At 66.3% G+C, this 17,650-nt stretch carries 18 protein-coding genes; 15 read left to right on the top strand and 3 right to left on the bottom strand.

All coding sequences use genetic code 11. The features are described 5' to 3' along the window. Positions 1-82: 82 nt before the first annotated feature. Together AB0O89_RS04680 and AB0O89_RS04675 are read left to right on the top strand one after the other, a co-directional pair. Entirely contained in the window at positions 83-1,627 is a 1,545-nt protein-coding gene (locus AB0O89_RS04680) for a class I SAM-dependent methyltransferase (protein ID WP_363494946.1), read from the top strand. Positions 1,628-1,978: 351 nt separating this feature from the next. After that, positions 1,979-3,421: a CCA tRNA nucleotidyltransferase gene (locus AB0O89_RS04675; RefSeq protein ID WP_363494665.1), complete on the top strand. Its 1,443-nt coding sequence runs from the start codon at positions 1,979-1,981 to the stop codon at positions 3,419-3,421. Between the two features lie 96 nt (positions 3,422-3,517). Here AB0O89_RS04675 and cofD read toward each other — a convergent pair whose 3' ends face one another. Further along, positions 3,518-4,528 carry a 2-phospho-L-lactate transferase gene (cofD, locus tag AB0O89_RS04670; RefSeq protein WP_363494663.1) on the bottom strand — a complete coding sequence of 337 codons (1,011 nt, stop codon included), beginning with the start codon at positions 4,526-4,528 and terminating at the stop codon, positions 3,518-3,520. Between the two features lie 106 nt (positions 4,529-4,634). Here cofD and AB0O89_RS04665 point away from each other — a divergent pair, with 106 nt between their 5' ends. From AB0O89_RS04665 to AB0O89_RS04615, 11 genes are all read left to right on the top strand, one after another. Next, positions 4,635-5,999 (top strand): GAF domain-containing protein, encoded by a 1,365-nt coding sequence (locus AB0O89_RS04665; RefSeq protein WP_228179196.1) that lies wholly within the window; start codon positions 4,635-4,637, stop codon positions 5,997-5,999. Between the two features lie 224 nt (positions 6,000-6,223). After that, positions 6,224-7,774 (top strand): aldehyde dehydrogenase family protein, encoded by a 1,551-nt coding sequence (locus AB0O89_RS04660; protein WP_363494660.1) that lies wholly within the window; start codon positions 6,224-6,226, stop codon positions 7,772-7,774. Between the two features lie 144 nt (positions 7,775-7,918). Next, a complete protein-coding gene (locus AB0O89_RS04655; RefSeq protein WP_363494658.1) occupies positions 7,919-8,317 on the top strand; it encodes a DUF779 domain-containing protein in 399 nt (132 codons plus the stop codon). A gap of 61 nt (positions 8,318-8,378) precedes the next feature. Then, positions 8,379-9,044 (top strand): TMEM175 family protein, encoded by a 666-nt coding sequence (locus AB0O89_RS04650; RefSeq protein WP_363494656.1) that lies wholly within the window; start codon positions 8,379-8,381, stop codon positions 9,042-9,044. A gap of 201 nt (positions 9,045-9,245) precedes the next feature. After that, positions 9,246-9,602 carry a 30S ribosomal protein S6 gene (rpsF, locus tag AB0O89_RS04645; protein ID WP_228179254.1) on the top strand — a complete coding sequence of 119 codons (357 nt, stop codon included), beginning with the start codon at positions 9,246-9,248 and terminating at the stop codon, positions 9,600-9,602. A 5-nt stretch (positions 9,603-9,607) separates the two neighbouring features. Further along, positions 9,608-10,102: a single-stranded DNA-binding protein gene (locus tag AB0O89_RS04640; RefSeq protein WP_228179192.1), complete on the top strand. Its 495-nt coding sequence runs from the start codon at positions 9,608-9,610 to the stop codon at positions 10,100-10,102. Positions 10,103-10,146: 44 nt separating this feature from the next. Further along, positions 10,147-10,401 (top strand): 30S ribosomal protein S18, encoded by a 255-nt coding sequence (gene rpsR, locus AB0O89_RS04635; protein ID WP_195692622.1) that lies wholly within the window; start codon positions 10,147-10,149, stop codon positions 10,399-10,401. A gap of 9 nt (positions 10,402-10,410) precedes the next feature. Continuing rightward, entirely contained in the window at positions 10,411-10,863 is a 453-nt protein-coding gene (gene rplI, locus AB0O89_RS04630) for a 50S ribosomal protein L9 (protein WP_228179191.1), read from the top strand. A 683-nt stretch (positions 10,864-11,546) separates the two neighbouring features. Further along, entirely contained in the window at positions 11,547-12,920 is a 1,374-nt protein-coding gene (gene dnaB, locus AB0O89_RS04625; RefSeq protein ID WP_228179190.1) for a replicative DNA helicase, read from the top strand. A 170-nt stretch (positions 12,921-13,090) separates the two neighbouring features. Continuing rightward, positions 13,091-13,915 carry a serine/threonine-protein kinase gene (locus AB0O89_RS04620; protein WP_363494653.1) on the top strand — a complete coding sequence of 275 codons (825 nt, stop codon included), beginning with the start codon at positions 13,091-13,093 and terminating at the stop codon, positions 13,913-13,915. 851 nt (positions 13,916-14,766) lie between these two features. Continuing rightward, positions 14,767-15,078, top strand: a complete 312-nt coding sequence (locus AB0O89_RS04615; protein ID WP_363494651.1) for a hypothetical protein — start codon at positions 14,767-14,769, stop codon at positions 15,076-15,078. 10 nt (positions 15,079-15,088) lie between these two features. Here AB0O89_RS04615 and AB0O89_RS04610 read toward each other — a convergent pair whose 3' ends face one another. Then, positions 15,089-15,802 (bottom strand): hypothetical protein, encoded by a 714-nt coding sequence (locus AB0O89_RS04610; RefSeq protein ID WP_363494649.1) that lies wholly within the window; start codon positions 15,800-15,802, stop codon positions 15,089-15,091. 107 nt (positions 15,803-15,909) lie between these two features. Next, a complete protein-coding gene (locus tag AB0O89_RS04605; RefSeq protein ID WP_363494647.1) occupies positions 15,910-16,233 on the bottom strand; it encodes a hypothetical protein in 324 nt (107 codons plus the stop codon). A 333-nt stretch (positions 16,234-16,566) separates the two neighbouring features. Between AB0O89_RS04605 and AB0O89_RS04600 the strand changes: the two genes are divergently transcribed. Both AB0O89_RS04600 and AB0O89_RS04595 read left to right on the top strand, forming a co-directional pair. Then, a complete protein-coding gene (locus AB0O89_RS04600) occupies positions 16,567-17,289 on the top strand; it encodes a TnsA-like heteromeric transposase endonuclease subunit (RefSeq protein ID WP_363494645.1) in 723 nt (240 codons plus the stop codon). Beyond that, positions 17,286-17,630 carry a hypothetical protein gene (locus AB0O89_RS04595; protein WP_363494643.1) on the top strand — a complete coding sequence of 115 codons (345 nt, stop codon included), beginning with the start codon at positions 17,286-17,288 and terminating at the stop codon, positions 17,628-17,630. The genes AB0O89_RS04600 and AB0O89_RS04595 overlap by 4 nt, the downstream gene beginning before the upstream one ends. Positions 17,631-17,650: the final 20 nt, after the last annotated feature.

Genomic DNA, 17,650 nt, shown 5'->3' with positions numbered 1-17,650 from the left:
ATCGTGCGGATCCCGCCGGAATTCTACGGTCCGCGGCTCGGAGCATCCCGCAGGCCGTCCGCGCTTGAATGGATCCGTGACGATGCCTCTTCATCCCGACCCCATGATCTGCGCCGCCCTCGCGTCTGACCTGACCGCCGCCGGATTCACCGCTGAGGCTTTGCGAAGTGCCTGGGGCTCTGTCGGCGACGCCGCGATCGGACGCGGACTGCGCGACCCGGCTGTCCGTGCGCTCGTGGGACGGGGCGACGCGCTTGCGACGCTCGCTCGCCTGCTCGGACTCGGGATGCAGCAGCCGGTGAACGCCGTCGATGCGGCGCTGCCCCGCACCGGCGTGGCGGGACTCGTCACGCTCGGCCTCGCGGCGATCGAGGGTGACGCCGTCGTACCGACTGCCCTGATCAGGCCGCAGGAATGGGGCGGTGGGGCGGATGCTGATGCCGGCGAGTGGTGGATCGCGAGCGATCTCGACGAAGCTGCTCTGGGGGGCGCTCTGCCGACCGATCACGTGCTCGGTGTTGGGGGAGCGTCGCTGACCTTGGCGGGCCTGCAGGTGACCACGCCGGCTGGGCGAGTCCTTGACCTCGGTACCGGATGCGGCATCCAAGCCCTTCGCGCCCGCTTGTACGCCGGCGACGTCATCGCCACCGACATCTCGACCCGTGCCCTGGGGTTCGCGCGCCTCAGCGCCGCACTCAACGGCGTCGACGGCATCGATGTGCGCCACGGCAGTCTCTTCGAGCCGGTTGTCGGCGAGCGTTTCGACCGTGTGGTCTCCAATCCACCGTTCGTCATCACGCCCCGCGGTGCGACCGCCGGAGGTATCTCGGTTCCCGCCTACGAATACCGCGACGGTGGTGCGGTCGGGGACGATCTCGTGCGGCAGGTCGTCACCGGAGTGGCCGGCGTGCTCGCCGACGGCGGCATCGCGCAGTTCCTGGGCAACTGGGAGTATCGCGACGGCCGCGATGGCCTCGACCGCGTGCGGGAATGGGTGGCGGCGGCATCCGTGCCGATGGATGCCTGGATCATCGAACGCGAGATCCTCAGCCCCCTCGACTATGCGCAGTTGTGGGTGCGCGATGGCGGTACGCCGCCGGGCTCGCCCGAGTACGCCGCACTCATCGACCTGTGGCTGGAGGATTTCGAGGAACGCCGGGTGACCGGCATCGGCTTCGGTTATGTTCTGCTGCGCCGGCCCGCTTCCGCCACGGTTCCCCTTTCGCGCTTCGAGCGCGTGAGCTCGCCTGCTCCGCAGGAGGGGCTGGGCGCGGATCTTGCCCGGGCCCTCGAGGTGCACGATGTGCTGGGCACTCGCGATGACGTCGGGCTTGCAGCATCCGCCTTCACGACCCCCGCCGATGTCACTGAGGCGCGCCACTTCGTTCCCGGTGCCGAGGACCCGACCATCATCGAGCTGCGTCAGGGTCGGGGCTTCGGCCGCACGCTCGCGGTCGATCCGGGGCTCGCGGCGCTCGTCGGCGCGTGTGACGGCGAGCTCCCGATCGGGGTGCTGATCGATGCGATCGCCGAGTTGCTCGAGGTGGATGCCGCAGCGCTTCGCGCCGATCTGCTGCCTCGCGTTCGCGAACTCGCCTTCCTCGGCTTCCTCGACCCCGTCGCCTGAGCCTCGGGACCGGCATCCGCCCAGAAACCGGGAGCGGAGCGGGGTGCGGGTCAGGGGGCTGGCACCGGGTCTGGCGGGAGCCGACGCTGGGTCGCGGCGCGAGGCATCCGACCAGAAACCGGGAGCGGAGCGGGGTGCGGGTCAGGGGGCTGGCACCGGGTCTGGCGGGAGCCGACGGAGTCGGCGAGGGCATGTCCCCCTGACCCGCACCCCGCGCAGCGGACTCCCGGACCGCGCAGCGGACTCCCGGACCGCGCAGCGGACTCCCGGACAGCGCAGCGGGCTCCAGGACGCCGCAGCGGACTCCAGGACGCCGCGGGCGACCGAACACCCACCGGTAGGCTCGGAGCCATGCTGAACATGGCTGAGGGTGTCGCGCGCCTGGGCGCCCTTGCCACCTCTCCCGTCGTCGCTGCCGTTGCGGCGGCCTTCGAGGAGGCGGGCTTCGAGCTGGCGATCGTCGGCGGTCCCGTGCGCGATGCGCTGCTGGGACGAACCACGCACGATCTCGACTTCACGACGAATGCGCGACCCGACGACATCCTGCGCATTGTTGCGCCGTTGAGCACGGCGCACTGGGATATCGGGCGGGATTTCGGCACGATCGGGGCGCGGATTGCGCTTCCCGTTGGAGGTGCTGAACAGGTCGAGATCACGACCTATCGCGCTGACAGCTACGACGGTGTGACCCGCAAGCCGACTGTCGAGTTCGGTGACACGCTTGAGGGCGATCTCGTGCGGCGGGATTTCACCGTCAACGCCATGGCGCTGCGGGTTCCGTCACAGAAGCTCGTCGATCCCTCCGGCGGAGTGGAGGATCTCCTCTCCGAGCGGCTGCGAACACCGGCCGATCCCGATGTGAGTTTCGGTGACGATCCGCTTCGGATGCTGCGCGCCGCCCGCTTCGCCTCCCAGCTGGAGTTCGAGGTCGATGCCGACACCATCTCGGCGATGCACCGGTTGCGCGAGAGCATTCAGATCGTCAGCGCCGAGCGCATTCACGGTGAGCTCGTGCGGCTCATGCAAGCCGATGACCCGTTGCGCGGCATCCGTCTGCTGGTCGAGACGGGTCTCATGGAGCAGTTCCTGCCCGAGGTTCCGGCGCTGCGGCTTGAGATCGACGAGCATCACCATCACAAGGATGTCTACGAGCACTCACTGACCGTCGTGCGCCAGGCGATAGAGCTCGAGCACGAGCGGCACCCCGGTGCCGCACCCGACGTGCCGCTGCGGCTTGCTGCGCTGCTGCACGACATCGGCAAGCCGGCCACGCGTCGCCTCGAGCCCGGGGGCGGGGTGACCTTTCACCACCACGACATCAAGGGCGCGCGGATGGCGCGAAAGCGCCTGAAGGAACTGCGGTTCGATGCAGCGACGATCGACACGATCACGACGCTCATCGAGCTGCATCTGCGGTTCTTCGGGTACGCCGAAGGGGCGTGGACCGACTCCGCAGTGCGCCGGTATGTGCGGGACGCCGGTGACGAGCTCGAGCGCCTCCACATCCTCACCCGCGCCGATGTCACGACCCGTAACAAGCGCAAGGCAGCGCGTCTGGCATCCGCGTATGACGACATCGAGCGACGGATCGCTGAACTTGCCGCGCAGGAGGAGCTCGACGCGATGCGCCCCGAGCTCGACGGGAACCGGATCCAGGAGGTGCTGGGTATCGGTCCCGGCCGCGAGGTCGGCGAGGCTTACCGGTTCTTGCTTGACCTGCGGCTGGATGAGGGAGTGCTCGGCGAGGCCGAGGCCGAGAAGCGCCTGCGCGAGTGGTGGTCAGCGCGGGGCTGACCCCCGGGTCAAAACCCCCACGGTTCGACTGTCACAGAACGCTGATTCCGAGCCCCGCGAGTCGCAGTCTGTGACAGCGGAAGGGGCGATGGGGCGTCAGCGCAGGTCGCGCGCGAGCGCGATGGCGTCGCCGGCCAGGGCGGCCGACGTGTCGGCATCCCGCATCCACAGCGGAACCGCGCGGGTCGGGATGCCGTCCACGGCGAGTCCATCGACGGATGCCGCGTCTTCCTCCGCGACGAGCCAGCCATCCAAGACGCCCTGCGCGCCCCGAGCTGCATCCGCGCCCCGAGCTGCATAGTGGCGGGCGATGGCGGCGGCATCCGTGTCGACTCCGATCGCCGTGAGGCAGGCATCGGCCATACCGCGTACGACCCTGCCGCCGATGACCGGCGCGACCCCGACAACCGGAGCGGATGCCGTTCGGAGCGCGTCGCGCATCCCCGGAATGCCGAGGATCGGCCCGATCGAAACGACGGGGTTCGAGGGGGCGATCAGGATCACGTCGGCATCAGCGATGGCTTCGAGGGCCCCGGCGGCCGGTCGCGCCGTCTCGATTCCGTCGTTCTCGAAGCGCACCGCCGGGATTGTGGCACGGTGCCGGGTCCACCATTCCTGAAAGTGCATGCGCTGACCGTCGGCGGTGTGCACGTGGGTGTCGATCTCGTCCTCGGTCGCCGGAAGGAGCGTCGCTCCGAGAGGCCAGCGCGTCCCGAGCCGGCGGTAGACCTCGCTGAGCGGCACCCCGCTTCGAAGCCAGGCGGTGCGCGCGATGTGCACGCCGAGGTCGAGGTCACCGAGGGTGAACCAGTCGGGTGTCACCCCCCAGGCCTGAAGCTCCGAGGCGACTCGCTCGGTCTCGTCGCGCCGACCCCATCCCCGGTCCTGGTCGTTCTGACCGCTCAGCGAATACAGCAGTGAGTCGTGGTCGGGCGCGATCCGCAGGCCCGCTAGCCACCAGTCGTCTCCGGTGTTCACGACCACGCGGATGTCGTGAGCGTCGTCGTCGGGAAGGCCCTGCGCCGCGGCATCCCGCCGCGCCCACCCGCGCACTCCGCTCACGAAACGAGCCCCGCCGACGCCGCCCGAAAGTACCGTGATCCGCACGCAGCCACGCTACCCGGCGACACCGGCCGCCGCCGCGCCTACACTGGACCGCACCGGCGCGCACAGACGCCCGCGCCCATCACGATCAGTGCCGATCGGAGTCCCCATGCCCTCGCCGTGGTCCCCCGGGTCGGGTACCACCCCCGACGCCTCGAGGCTGATCATCGAGCGCGCCCGCGAGGAGTTCGTGCTCGGCAACGATACTGATGCGCGGGTCGGCGACGTGCGGGGCGTCGTGCGCGAGAGCTGGCGGCGTTCGCGCGACGGACGTGTGGGCGTCGAGGGTCTTCCCCCGCTCGCCCTGAGCGCCGAAGAACTCGAGCTGCTTCGGGCGCAGCATCCGCTCGGTTCTGTCATGGACATGATCCGGGGACTGCTGATCCCGGGAGCCGCCGAGGAATCGGGGGTGATCGTCGCGATCGGAGATGCCGCGGGACGGCTGCTGTGGGTCGAGGGCGACCGCACGTTGCGATCCCTCACCGGCGATATGGGCTTCGTGCCCGGAGCCGACTGGTCGGAGAAGGCAGTCGGCACGGCGGCGCCGGGAACCGCCCTCGCCCTGGATCGTTCGGTGCAGATCCGCGGCGCCGAGCACTTCAACCGGCTCGTGCAGCCCTGGTCATGTACCGCGGCGCCAGTGCACGACCCCGAGACCCGCCGCCTTCTCGGGGTCATCGACGTGACCGGAGGCGACCCTGCCGCGTCGGCCCAAGCGCAGCTGCTGGTGGATGCGACAGCCCGTGCCGTCGAGGGTGAGCTGCTGCTCTCTCGTCTGCGGGAGCGGGCTTCCGGCCCGCGCGCTGCCGCGGACGGGGTTGAGGTCGACACACCCAAACCCCGGCGGGCCCGGCCGGCTTCGGCATCCGTCGTGGCGACCCTTCGCGTGCTCGGCCGAGACCGCGCCCTGCTCGAGACCCTCTCAGACGGACACCTGCGGGTGAGTGAGCTGACAACGCGGCACGCCGAGATCCTGCTGTGCCTCGCGACCCATCGCCAGGGCGTCTCGGCCGAATCCCTCGGTGAACTCGTGTACGGCGATCCTGATGCGGGAACGACGCTGCGGGCCGAGATGGTTCGGCTGCGCAAGGTTCTCGAGCGGATCGCGCCGTCGCTCGCGCCGGAATCCCGGCCCTACCGGCTCACGGTGCCGCTCGAGACCGATGCGCATCAGCTGCTTTCGCTCCTTGATCGCGGCGCGCACCGGGTTGCGCTCGCGGCTTATCGCGGCGATGTGCTCCCCGACTCGGCGGCCCCCGGCGTCGAGGAGTTCCGCGATACCGTCCGGGTGACCCTGCGCGAAGCGATGCTGGCAGAGGCCAGCCTGGATGTGCTCCTCGCCTTCGCTGACACGGATGCCGGAGCCGACGACGTCGAGGTGCTTCGCCTGTGCCTGTCCATGCTCCCTGCCAGGTCTCCGAAGCGGGCCGGCTTGGTCGCGCGCATCGACCGTCTTGAGCGCGTCGACCCCTGACGCGTTCCCCGCCGAGTTGGTGTTCGTCTTGCCGAGTTGGTGTGCCCAGGTCAGGACAACTCGGCTGGATAAGGGACAACTCGGCTGAATGAAGTGCAACTCGCCTGGGGTGTTTCACGTGCAACGGATGCCGTGAGCCCCGTGCAACGGAATGCAACGTTGCCTCACCTAGCGTCGACCCATCGCGACGACGGCCGTCGCGACGCAGTCGAAGGAGACTCAGCATGACCATCGTCGAAGAGGGCGTTTCGAGCGTCTACGCCGCGCCGGGCGAGCGCGGGTCCGTTGCCACCTACCGTCCCCGATACGGCCACTACATCGGCGGCGAGTTCGTCGAACCGATCAAGGGCCAGTACTTCGAGAACATCACCCCCGTCACCGGCAAGCCCTTCTGCGAGGTCGGCCGCGGCACCGTGGAAGACATCGACCGGGCAGTGGATGTGGCCTGGAAGGCCTTCCAGAGCTGGAAGCGCACCACCCCCGCAGAGCGCGCGGTGATCCTCAACAAGATCGCCGACCGCATGGAGGCGAACCTCGAGGCCATCGCCGTCGCCGAAACATGGGAAAACGGCAAGCCCGTCCGCGAGACGCTGGCCGCCGACATCCCCCTCGCGATCGATCACTTCCGCTACTTCGCCGGCGTGCTGCGTGCCCAGGAGGGGTCGCTGAGCCAGATCGACGAAGACACCGTCGCGTACCACTTCAACGAGCCCCTCGGTGTGGTCGGCCAGATCATCCCGTGGAACTTCCCGATCCTCATGGCGACCTGGAAGCTTGCGCCCGCGCTCGCTGCCGGCAACTGCGTCGTGCTCAAGCCTGCCGAGCAGACGCCGGCGTCGATCCTGTTCCTGTTCGATCTCATCGGTGACCTGTTGCCGGCGGGCGTGGTGAACATCGTCAACGGCTTCGGCATCGAGGCGGGGGCTCCGCTCGCGCAGCACAAGGGCATCCGCAAGGTCGCGTTCACGGGTGAGACCACGACCGGGCGCCTGATCATGCAGTACGCGTCGCAGAACCTCATCCCGGTCACCCTCGAGCTCGGTGGCAAGAGCGCCAACGTCTTCTTCGAGGATGTCGCCCGCGAACGCCACGACGACTACTACGACAAGGCGCTCGAAGGCTTCACGTTCTTCGCCCTCAACCAGGGCGAGGTCTGCACCTGCCCCTCGCGCGCACTCATCCAGCGCTCGATCTACGACCAGTTCCTCGGCGACGGCCTGGAGCGAGTCGGCAAGATCATCCAGGGCAACCCGCTGGACCCGGCCACCATGATCGGGGCGCAGGCATCCAACGACCAGCTCGAGAAGATCTTGTCGTACATCCAGATCGGCAAGGATGGCGGGGCCAAGCTGCTCGCCGGTGGCGAGCGGGTCGACCTCGGCGGTGACCTGAGCGGCGGCTACTACGTCGCGCCGACCGTGTTCGAGGGCACGAACGACATGCGGATCTTCCAGGAGGAGATCTTCGGCCCGGTCGTCTCGGTCACCTCGTTCGACGGGTTCGATGACGCCATCCACATCGCCAATGACACGCTCTATGGCCTCGGCGCCGGGGTGTGGAGCCGCTCGGGCGACACCGCCTACCGCGCCGGCCGCGCGATCGAGGCGGGCCGCGTGTGGACGAACACGTACCACCAGTACCCGGCACACGCCGCGTTCGGTGGTTACAAGCAGTCGGGGATCGGTCGCGAGAACCACCTGAAGATGCTCGACCACTACCAGCAGACCAAGAACCTCCTGGTCTCCTACGCCGAAGGCCCGATGGGCTTCTTCTAAACCGGCACCGTCGGGGCGGCATCCATCAGGGGTGTCGCCCCACGTCCCGAATGCAGGATCAAACGGCCATCCGGCCGCTGAATCACGCAGCCGGCCCCTGTTTATCCTGCGTTCGGCACCGGCCACTTCGATCAAGGAGACACCATGGTCAGCATCGGCACGTACGAGCGTGTCGCGGTCACCGACGAGGCTGCAGCGCTGCTGCGGGAACTCGCCGGGCAGCACGGCGCCCTCATGTTCCACCAGTCGGGCGGATGCTGCGACGGCAGCGCACCCATGTGTTACCCGGTCGGGATGTTCCTGACCGGTCCCAGCGACGTGAAGCTCGGCATCCTCGAGATCGACGGGATCGATCCGATCGAGTTCTTCATGTCGCAGTCACAGTTCGAGTACTGGAAGTACACGCACCTGACGGTGGACGTGGTCCCGGGCCGCGGCGCGGGGTTCAGCGTCGAGAGCCCGACGGGTAAGAGGTTCATCATCCGCTCCCGGATGCTGAACGACGCCGAACTCGAGTACTTCGGCCTCGGCCCCACGGCCTGATGCGGGCGCCCGACCTCCGCTCGGCGATATGGCGGGGGCGGCGGGGTAGTACGGTGTCGGCATGACGGATGCCGAGTCTCGCGCTGCCGATGAGCAGCGGGCGGCGGATGCCGAGATGCCCTCTGCGGAACGGCTGAAGGCCTTCACGGATGCCGTCGTGGCGATCGCCATGACGCTGCTGATCCTGCCGCTCATGGACAGTGTGACCGACGCCACCGAGTCGGGGGCGGGAGCTTGGGTGGCTGCGGAGTGGCCGAGCCTGCTCACCTTCATGCTGAGCTTCGTGCTCATCGCCAACTTCTGGATCACCCACCACCGCATGTTCGCGAAGGTCGAGCGTGTGAACCAGGCCCTGCTGTGGCTGACCATCCTGTGGATGTTCACGATCGTGTGGCTCCCTGTGGCCACGGCGATCACCAGCACATTCGAGCCGGACCCGATCGAAAAGCTCTTGTACGTCGGTTCGCTCATCGTCACGAGCCTGGTGCTGACCCTGACGCGCGTCTACCTCATCCATCACCCCGAGCTGCACCGCGAGAAGCCGTCGCGGCTCCGGGAAGGGCTGATCGTCGGTGTCATCATCACGGCGCTCTTCACCGTCGCCCTCCTCATGATGCTCATCGTCCCGACGCTCAACTACTGGTGGATGTTCCTGCTGTTCCTGACCAGCCCACTGCACGCACTGGTGATGCGGATGCGGGGCGAGACGCCCGGACGCCGCGCCTGAGACCCGGGCCGCACCGGCAGCGGAGAACGGCCGGTTGGGCCGCGGATGCCGCATCCGATACACTGTGAAGGTTGTCCGGCATCCGCTCATGCGGAATCAGTCCGGACACGTGCACACACCCTCCTGCTGTCGGGAAATGCCCGACAGCCGTTCTAGTCCGAAGGAGGTGGGTCAGTGACGCACACACACCAGTACGAACTCATGGTGATCATCAACCCTGAGATCGACGAGCGCCAGGTCCCCACGACCCTCGACAAGTTCCTCGCAGTCATCACCAACGATGGTGGCTCGATTGAGAACGTCGATGTCTGGGGCCGCCGTCGCCTGGCTTACGAGATCCAGAAGAAGACCGAGGGCATCTACGCCGTCGTCAACTTCACCTCGACCAGCGATGCCGCACAGGAGCTCGACCGTCAGCTCAAGCTGAACGAGCAGATCATGCGCACCAAGGTGCTGCGTGCCGAGGAGGCCATTGCGATGGTCGCGTCGGAGGCAAAGCGCGCCGAAGAGAAGGCGGCCCGCAAGGCTGCCGCACCGGCTCGGGCTGCGAAGGCGTAATCGTCATGGCCGGCGAAACCGTCATCACCGTTGTGGGCAACCTCACGGCTGATCCCGAGCTGCGCTACACGCAGAACGGGCTTCCGGTCGCGAACTTCACGATCGCATCGACGCCGCGCACTTTCGACCGTCAGGCCAATGAGTGGAAGGACGGCGAAGCGCTGTTCCTTCGCGCGAGCGTCTGGCGTGACTTCGCCGAGCACGTCGCCGGCTCGCTGACCAAGGGCTCCCGCGTCATCGCGACCGGGCGCCTCAAGCAGCGCAGCTACCAGGACCGCGAAGGCAACAACCGCACCGCCATCGAGCTGGAGGTCGACGAGATCGGCCCGTCGCTGCGTTACGCGACAGCTCAGGTCACGCGCGCCGCGAGCAGCGGTGGCGGCGGTGGCGGTAGCCAGTCCCGCGGTCAGGTTGCCGACGAGCCCTGGTCGACCCCCGGTTCCTCGAACGCCGACGCTTGGGCTGCCCCCGGCAGCTACGGCGACGACACCCCGTTCTAAGCACTACGGATGCCGCGGCATCCGTTCACACGTAAGGAAATCCCATGGCTGGAAAGTCAAGCGGCGATCGCCGCAAGCCGCGCAAGGGCGGCAAGCCGGTAGCACCGGCAAAGGCAATCCGGGTCGGCGTCATCGACTACAAGGATGTCGCAACCCTCCGCAAGTTCATCTCGGAGCGCGGCAAGATCCGCGCCCGTCGTATCACCGGTGTTTCGGTGCAGGAGCAGCGTCTGATCGCCCGCGCGATCAAGAACGCGCGCGAAATGGCGCTCCTGCCTTACGCCGGCGCTGGCCGCTAAGGAGTCCCCATGTCGAAGCTCATTCTCACGAACGAGGTCGCCGGGCTCGGTAGCGCCGGTGACGTTGTCGAGGTCAAGGACGGGTACGCCCGTAACTACCTCATCCCGCAGGGATTCGCCGTGGCCTGGAGCCGCGGTGGCGAGAAGCAGGTCGCCTCGATCCGCGCTGCACGCGAGGCTCGTGCGATCCACGACCACGAAGAGGCTGTTTCGCTCAAGCAGAACCTCGAGTCGAACAAGGTCAAGCTCGCCATCAAGGCTGGCGCCGAAGGCCGCCTGTTCGGTTCGGTCAAGCCCGCGGATGTCGCGGACGCTGTCAAGGCCGCCGGTTTTGGTGACCTCGACAAGCGCAAGATCCACATCACGTCGCCGATCAAGTCGGTCGGCGAGCACGAGGCCACGATCCGTCTGCGCGACGACGTGACCGCCGTGATCACGCTGCAGGTCGTCGCCGCGAAGTAATCGCGAGACGCCCCGAAGGGCGGATGCCGCAGACACGCAGTCTGCAGCATCCGCCCTTCTGCGTCAGCGGCGTGCAGGGCGTCGGGCGACCAGTGTCGCGGTGACGCCGACGTCATCCGCTGAGGATGCGTGTCCATCGTTCGCCTCCGCTCCCCGAACAGCCGGTCATTGAACGCACGATTTGCGCGGGATCAGACGCCGATTCGCGTGAAGCACAATCCCCGTTGCCCCTGCAGGACGTTTCGCCCTTTGCTCGTCCTACTTGCACGTTCGCGGGGTCCCTGGTAGGAGAATCCCCGCCGTTTGTACACAGTGGACGGTCCCGAAGCGAACCTTCAATCCCAGGTTCAACCACAACCTTGTCCACAATCTGTGCGTAAAACAAAACCCAGATCACGTGGATATTCGCATGCCCATTTCCGTAGACCCCCAGGCTTTGTCCACAGGCACTTCTCACAAGCTCCACGGCGTTTCCCGCATCTTCTCCACAAAGTTATCCACAGGCTGTGTTGCGGGTGTCGGACCCCATCCCTAGCGTGGTCCTGCCCGGTGGGGAGGCGATCCGCATTCGGCGCGGAAACCGGATAGCTGTACGGCCTCGGCAACCAGCCCGAACGCTCGCCCCAGCGAGTCGCGGGCAGTGAACGCACGACGGTTGACGTCATCACAGTGAAGGGGGATACATGTCGATTGCGGACATCTCGGAGGATCGGCTCGGCGGACCCCGTGAGCACGAGCGCACTCCGCCGCACGACATCCTCGCCGAGCAGAGCGCACTCGGCGGCATGCTGCTGTCGAAGGATGCCGTCGCCGATGTCATCGAGACCCTGCGCGGCGCTGACTTCTACATCCCCAAGCACGAACTGATCTTCGAGGCGATCCTCACGCTCTACTCGCACGGTGAGCCGACCGATGTCATCACGGTCACCGACGAGCTCATCAAGACGGGTGAACTGCAGCGCGCCGGCGGCGCCGACTATCTGCACACGCTCACCTCGATCGTCCCTACCGCCGCCAACGCCGCCTATTACGCGTCGATCGTCGCGGAGCGCGCGCTCCTGCGTCGTCTCGTCGAGGCCGGTACCCGCATCGTCCAAATGGGATACGCCGGGCAGGGCGAAGCCGTAGACCTCGTCAACTCCGCGCAGGCGGAGATCTACTCGGTCACCGGCGCCGAGGCAGCCGAAGACTATGTGCCGCTCGAGACCGCGGTCGATGCCGCACTCGAAGAGATCGAGGCGGCCCGGGGCCGCGATGGCAAGATGACCGGCATCCCGACGGGCTTCAGCGGTCTCGATCAGCTCACGAACGGGTTGCACCCCGGCCAGATGATCATCATCGCCGCTCGTCCCGCGATGGGTAAGTCGACGCTCGCCCTCGACTTCGCGCGGGCCGCGGCGATCAAGAACAACATGCCGACGATCTTCTTCTCACTCGAAATGGGGCGCAGCGAGATCGCCATGCGCCTCATGAGTGCCGAGGGCGCCGTGCCGCTGCAGAACATGCGCAAGGGCACGCTCGACTCCCGCGACTGGACGACGATCGCCGCCACCCGAGGCCGCATCAATGAGGCACCGCTCTACATCGACGACAGCCCGAACATGACCCTCGTCGAGATCCGGGCAAAGTGCCGCCGACTCAAGCAGCGCGCCGGCCTGAAGATGGTCGTCATCGACTACCTGCAGCTCATGACAAGCGGCAAGCGGGTCGAGTCGCGTCAGCAGGAGGTCTCGGAATTCTCCCGTGCGCTGAAGCTGCTCGCCAAGGAACTCGGGGTTCCCGTGATCGCGTTGTCGCAGCTGAACCGTGGTCCCGAGCAGCGTGCCGACAAGAAGCCGGCGCTGTCTGACCTGCGTGAATCGGGTTCGATCGAGCAGGATGCCGACATGGTCGTGCTGCTGCACCGTGAAGCGGCCTACGAGAAGGACTCACCCCGCGCTGGCGAGGCCGACCTGATCGTCGCCAAGCACCGTAACGGACCCACCGACACGATCACCGTCGCATTCCAGGGCCATTACTCGCGCTTCGCCGACATGGCCCCCGGCGACTTCGGGTAGGTGTAGGTTCTCGGCGAAGATGGCGGATTCTCAAGTGAAGTGGCGGGCAAATGGCGGTTCCGCCACTTGTGTGAGAACGATGCGAGGCGCAGCGCCCGTGTGGATGATAGGTCGGCGACCGCGTCGACGACTCGATGAAGAGGAGTGGGCGTTTGGGTCTTGCTGAACTGATGACGGCCGTGGAGGGCGCGCTCGGACTGAGCAACGTGAAGCCCATTGGATCCGGCGGGCAGAAGATCGTGGCGACCGCCGACTTCGGTAGCCAGTCCGCCATTGTGAAGATCGTGCTGATCCCGCCAGGCCCGAACGGTTTGATGATGCTCGAGCGCGCGCATCGCGAGGTGGAACTGTTGGCTGCAGTGGACTCGATCGCCGTGGTTAAGGTTCTGACCGACGCCGTTGAGATCGGCGATTCACCCGACGCAGTCTGCTGGGTGGAAGAGCGTCTCGAGGGAGATGACCTCGATCACCATCTGACTTCGCCGTGGGACGAGAGTGACGTGTGGACCCTTGCTGAGGACCTTGCCATCGCGCTTGAGGCCTGTCATGAACAGGAGGTCGTGCACCGCGACTTGTCGCCCCGGAACATTCGATGCCTTCCCACAGGCCGGTACGTGGTCATGGATCCGGGACTCGCCCGTCACCTTGCCAGGGCGGCCTTAACGGGGTTTATGCAACCCGGAAGCTTCGGATGGATGTCGCCAGAGCACGTTCCCGGGGGACGTGCCATCCCGGCAAGCGACATATTCTCCGTCGGCGTGCTTCTCTACTGCGCGCTTACGACCGAGCTCCCGATCCCCTACGCACATGATGATCCGGACTACTATCGACGGCTTGCTCACGATCAGGCGCCGTCAGTTCGCGCGGCCCGAGCTGACATTTCAGACGAGCTCGTTCGATTGGTCGACCGGTGCCTGAGTCGACAGGCGGCCCGACGGTTCCTTGACGGCGACGAACTTCTCGAAGCTGTGCGATCGATGCGGGGAGGCATCTAGTGGCTGGGGTTCTGATTCACGATGGGCGGCGGATCGGGCATCGATCTTGGACGGTCGATGCCGTCCGAGGTGGCCACGCGGCGGGAGCGGTCCTCACTCCGTTCTCCACCCCGCGGATCTCGAAACCACGGCATCCAAACGTCCGTGAGGTCGCTGATGATGTCCGCAGTGTCGGCGGTGAGGTTCTGTTCGACGCGATGACACACGCTCGACAACTGCCCACGACGAATCGCACCGACTTCTACGACGAGTGGGAGCTCTGGGGTGGTGCGGGACGAGGACTGGACACGCCTGCGATGCGTCTTGAGCACGTAGAGCGAGTCTTCGGGTATCAGACTGGACTCGGAGTCCCGCTCCTTACGCCAACGCTGGTCCTGAGCTCACCGAGCTCCCCCGAGGCTAATCAAGTGCTCGAGACTGCGAGTCTGGCGCGGGGTCTCGACCCGATGGCGTGGCAATCACTAGCGGGGACACACAGCTTCTGGGCAGCCGGACCAGAGTTGGATGCTTTCGTAGGGACGCTTGCCGGGCTTCGAGCACCGAACTGGGTGCTCACTCTAGCGAACCAGGTTTTGATAGATGGGGTTCCAGACTTCAGCAACACGGACGCCCACGTTGGTCTGGCGCGAACCATTCACTCCCTCTCGCTGCGTTCGCGAGTGATTCTGGCGCACTCGGACTATGTCGGGTTGCCGGCAATCGCTGCTGGTGCGGATACCCTCGGGAGCGGTTGGGACAGGGGACAACGGTACTTCGATCCTCAGACATTTCGCATCGACTCGAACCCGGGCCCTCGGATTCCGGCCTCGTATGTCACACAGGGTGGGCTGCACGCGGTACTTCGTCGCGATATGGCGGAAGCCGTGGAACGGTGGAACCCGGTACGCGCGTCGGCGATCCGAGGCGGCCCGATGCCGCCAAGTGACAATGTCGAGCGGGTGCATCATCTCGCCCAGCTCACCGGTGTCGTTCGTTCCGTGGCCTCGATCAACGATCGGCGGGATCGAGTCGCCGCGATGCGCGCTCGCTACGCGGCGGCTGCTGGCGCGTTTGAAGAGATCATGCAGAATGTGCCACGGGTCATTCGCCAGCAGGACAAGCGGGCGTGGTGCGAAGACCCGGACGGGGTTGTCGCCGCCTACGCCGCGGGCGAGGGGCTATAGCTTCTTCTGTTCACGACCCCGTCGAAGCGATGTCGCTCGCGAGTTGCTCCGACAGTGCGAGGCGACGGCCCGGGTCTGGGTGCCCGATCAGTGGTCGGACGAACCAGGAGTCACCGATCGCGAGTCCGATCCGCATAGCCTTGAACTGAGACTTAACCGCCTGCAAGTCTGCCGGGCGCTCTAAGAGCACCACGCCGACGGCGTCTGCCCAGGATGCGTAGCGGAAGGCCTGTGACAGACCCCTTCTCCAGTCACCAACCTTGGCTTCGAGTGCGTACGCGCGCCCGATCGGCTCGAGACCATCCCGCCGACGGTAGCCTCCGCCGAATTGCTGCGCGGCGCCTGCGCGAGATAGTGCTTGCAGGCGGCTCCGGGCCTGGCGCCCTGTCGTCCCGAGCGCGCCCGCCAGATGCTCGGACGTTCGTGTCGCACGGGGTGAGAGTCGGGCGAGCAGCGCGCTGTCGGCTTCAGAGGTGACGAACGGGATGCCCTCGGCGATTCGTTCTGCGAATCGATCTCCCACGCGGGTGACAGCCAACAGGTCCACGACTCCTCGTGCACCGCGGAACTCGGGAGCCAGGACCAGACCCTTGTCAGCTCCAGGCAGGCGAAGTGCGAGAGATCGGAGGGCGGGGTCGAGTTCTCGTTCACGAATCGGTGCAAATCGCTTTCCGCGCTGGGCGGATTCACCCAGTTCAGTAACGGCACGATCCGATATCAGCACTCGATCAGCGTAGTCGCGTGCCGATTGCCTCTCTTGCCGGCGGAGTGCCGACCGCGCGACTGACTGCTCAGCGATCTTGCGGTCGACTCCGTCGGGTCGAGACGCCGCTAAGACGCGTTCCGCTCATCATCCGCCGCACGGCGGTCCTGAGCGTAGCGACGGGCGGCTTCCCACCAGTAGTTGTCGCGCACCCGATACAGCAGGGTCCGCTCGCCGGGGACCCTGCCGACGAACTCGAGGAAGTGCGCATCGCGCAGCTTGTGGATGAGCGGGTGGACGATGCTTCCCAGCAGACCGGTTGCTGTGACGATCTGCTTGGGCGAGAAGGTGTCGCCTTCGAGGGCCGCGATCTCGATGACGACAGCGTTCATGTAGCTGTTGCCGAAGAACAGGCGCGACTCCTCTGGTGCGATCGGCTCCACTATCGTCATGCCCCGAGTTTCGCACAGGTGGCCGACGTCGGGCACTCGCGCGAAGGAGATTCTGAGGCGACTTCCTTCCCTATGTTGTCTATCTCACATACACAACTTGATTCTGCCCGTTTCGAGGGTACAGTGAATGTGACATTCATTAGAACGTACGTCACGTAGTACGGAATTGCTCAGATCACAAGAGCGATTCGGTATCACGTGACTTACGTAATCGTGGTGGTTTCGTGCATGGATGCGTGCGCGAGTGAGCGGCCATGATGGCCGCATGTTCACAGACCAGCCCAGCTCTGAATCTGGCTCAAGCCTGTTCTCGCACCGGGGAGTGTCGGGACTGTGACCGGGCCGGCGTCGACGATCCGGATCCGCAGACCGGATGATCAGGTCGACGTCGTTGCTCTGGAAGATGTCCGTCTCCGACAGTTCGACACAGCGATCCCCTGGCGCGAGTTCCGCTGGCATCGCAAGCAGCGGCACTTCTCTGGCTCGTACTGGTCGGCGACGATGGAGGCGCCGGTCGGGTACGAGTCGCGGCTGGAGTACGTGAACCTCCTGTTGGCGGACTTCGACCCGCGAGTGGTGTGGATCCTGTCACAGCCGTTTCTGGTCGAAGGTGACGACCGCGGAACTGCCCGCCGCCACGTCCCGGACTATCTGTTCTTTCACGCCGATGAGTCGGCATGCGTGGTCGATGTGAAGCCGGCGGAGAGGCTGTCACGCCCGAAGGTGCGCGATTCGCTGGCGTGGTCGCGTCGGGTGGTCGAGGGCCACGGCTGGGAGTACCGGGTGCAGTCCGAACCTGACCCGGTGCTGCTGGCCAACGTGCAGTTCCTCGCCGGCTATCGGCGCGGGTTCCAGTTCCGGAACGCCGAGGTCGTAGCCGCGGCCGAGGAGGTTCTGACGCCACAGACGCTCGGTGAGGCGGTGCGAGCCGTCACCCCGATCACGGGCGACATTAGGTTCGCCCGCTCCCTTGTGCTGCACCTGCTGTGGACGCGGCAGCTGCGCACGGACCTGAGCCAGCCACTGAGCACCACCAGCCTCTTGGAGCCCGAATGAACCCCAACGACCTGCGCCGCGGCCTGACGTTCTCGCACCACCGTGACTCCTTCGTCGTCCGCCGCGTTCTGGGAGGCACGGTCATCGCCCAGGATCAGCGCACCCATTGCACCCGACACCTCGCCATCGACGTCGTCCTTCGGGCGGTCGAGGAAGGAACCCATGGTTCTGCCAGTGCGGGCAAGACCACCGGCCATGACCTACGCCGTGTGTGTGCACGCATGGGGATCCCCGAGATCGCGGCGACCTCCGGTGCCGGCTCCAAGTCCGCCGTGGAGTCCATGTTCCGCGTGATCGACGACATGCTGAGCGACCTTCCTGGCCGCCGACGTGTCGCGTGACCATCAGAGAGGAAGTCCAG

This window comes from Microbacterium sp. NPDC076895, from assembly GCF_040687115.1.
Lineage (GTDB): Bacteria > Actinomycetota > Actinomycetes > Actinomycetales > Microbacteriaceae > Microbacterium.
Note: the sequence above shows the minus strand (reverse complement) of the source record. Positions and strands in the feature narration are given on the sequence as shown.